We start from the raw sequence: 1,943 nt of genomic DNA on the forward strand, positions 1-1,943 counted from the left end.
CTGCGGCTTTTATTGCGTCTTTTGCACTGCGTCCTGGTCTAAATCCATAACTGCTATCAGAAAATGTATGGTTGTAGACTCTATTTAGTATTTGGGCTATTGCTTGTTGTATTAGCCTATCTAGTGCTGTAGGTATTCCTAGTAGTCTTACTCCTCCATCTGGTTTGGAAATTTCTACTCTTCGCACTGGTTGTGGTTTGTATTTCCCCTCCAGCAGTTGTTGTTTTATGGTTGCCCAGTTTTCTTTGAGATACGGTAGAAGTTCATCTACTCCCATCCCATCGACTCCATGGCTTCCTTTATTTGCAACAACGCGCTTGTATGCTGCTTCCATGTTCCCTCGTTCTACTATCATTTCAAGCATCTTGCTGGTATATCTTTGTACATCGTTTCTTCTATCTTTTGACGCCGATGATATACTATGCACTTCCGTTGTCTTTTGAAATTCCATTTCTCTATTCAACGGATAGCCTCTTTGTTGAGTTGTCTGCAGTCTCTGCATATCTTTCGAGTCCATAAGATTTCCAAAACCTCCTAACGTTCGGTCCTTCCTTATCTATTCATGTCTAGATAAGTACTATGACCTCTGCTGACTTCTCAAGGTTCAACCATACATCACTGTATGGGTTGTCACTTCAGAGTTCACTTTAGTGACTTATCCTTGAGACCTCCCCGGGTAAGAACGATAACTTTCATCTCATATATCTGCCAGATTTACTGTATGGGATTCGGGTAGTGTTGGACTTCGTTTTGTTACGCAAACTCATCCATCCCAATTCAGCCTCTTATCTGGTTCTTGTTCATCAGACCGAGATTTTGCCTTAAGCTTCCTTCAGATTCCACCTCACGATGGACACCCTTGCTCTTCGGCTAGTGGTTCCCACTACCAAGCCCACAGCGGACTTTCACCGCCTAGCTATCGCCCATGCCGGGCGCACGTAAAATAAGGCACTTAAGTGTGCCTTATTTTTATGAAGCTTTTTCTCTATCTATAAGTTCAATTGCTCCATGAGGACAATATCTCGTACAAACACCACACCCTGTGCACTTTTCTTCATCGATGCTTATGTTTATCCTAAATGACCCTCCAAACGTAACTTTAAAAGCCTTAAATCTGCAGCTCATTGCTGCTGGACAAAAAGGTGACCTGTCGCATATATTTTCATCGATTCTTGCTACTCTCATAATTCTACCTCCATTAAAAATACTCCCCCTCTGTTTAGGGGTATCATGTATACATTATACACGAAATTTTGTATTTGTCAACATAAAAAAAGGCCATCCTAAAGACAGCCCCTTTAATTTATGCTCTTATAAAATTTATCAACACCTCAGAGAACTTTTTTGCATCATCAAAATAGCAGGTATGTCCCAAATTTTCAAACACAAACAATGTACTGTTTTTAATATTATTTTTCAATATTTCCGCAAATTCATAGGGTGCAATTTCATCTTTCTTCCCCCATACAATCAATGTTTTTACATATATTTCATTTAATTTTTCTTTGTATTTATCTACATTTATGCTATCTACAATTGTCAAACTTTTAAGCATATCGCCATATTTGAGAGCAAATTTTATAGATATCTCCCCACTAAAAGAGGGAGCTACAAGGTGAAAAGAAGATATATTTAATTTTTTTACAAATTCTAATAAAACCTCTTCCTTTTCTAAATCGCACTCTTCGGAAGAACCATATCCGGGAAACTCAAAGCATATCACCTTAAATCCTTGATTAGATAAATTTTCAGCTATCCCTGAATTTATCCAATCATAAGCATTGTATCTTTTGCCATGCAATAATATCACTGTATCTTTGCTACTCTCTTTATCTATTTCTAAATAATGAATTTTACTGCCTTTTATATTTACATACTCACCTTTTATAACCATTTAAATCACCTCCATTTTTACTTAAGTAGTTTTTGCCTCATACTCAGTA

Annotated in this window: 3 protein-coding genes; all 3 read right to left on the reverse strand. The window is 37.5% G+C overall.

Translation table 11 applies throughout. The features are described from left to right. The coding region (locus tag M663_RS14595; RefSeq protein WP_042805186.1) for a reverse transcriptase domain-containing protein at positions 1–517 on the reverse strand (517 nt) is incomplete at its 3' end. Between the two features lie 452 nt (positions 518–969). Next, positions 970–1,185: a 4Fe-4S binding protein gene (locus M663_RS0106465; protein WP_004406807.1), complete on the reverse strand. Its 216-nt coding sequence runs from the start codon at positions 1,183–1,185 to the stop codon at positions 970–972. A 118-nt stretch (positions 1,186–1,303) separates the two neighbouring features. Continuing rightward, positions 1,304–1,894, reverse strand: a complete 591-nt coding sequence (locus M663_RS0106470) for an alpha/beta hydrolase (RefSeq protein ID WP_004406808.1) — start codon at positions 1,892–1,894, stop codon at positions 1,304–1,306. Positions 1,895–1,943 lie beyond the last annotated feature (49 nt).

Origin of the sequence: Thermoanaerobacter sp. A7A, assembly GCF_000445185.1 — a bacterium.
Taxonomy (GTDB): Bacteria; Bacillota; Thermoanaerobacteria; order Thermoanaerobacterales; family Thermoanaerobacteraceae; genus Thermoanaerobacter.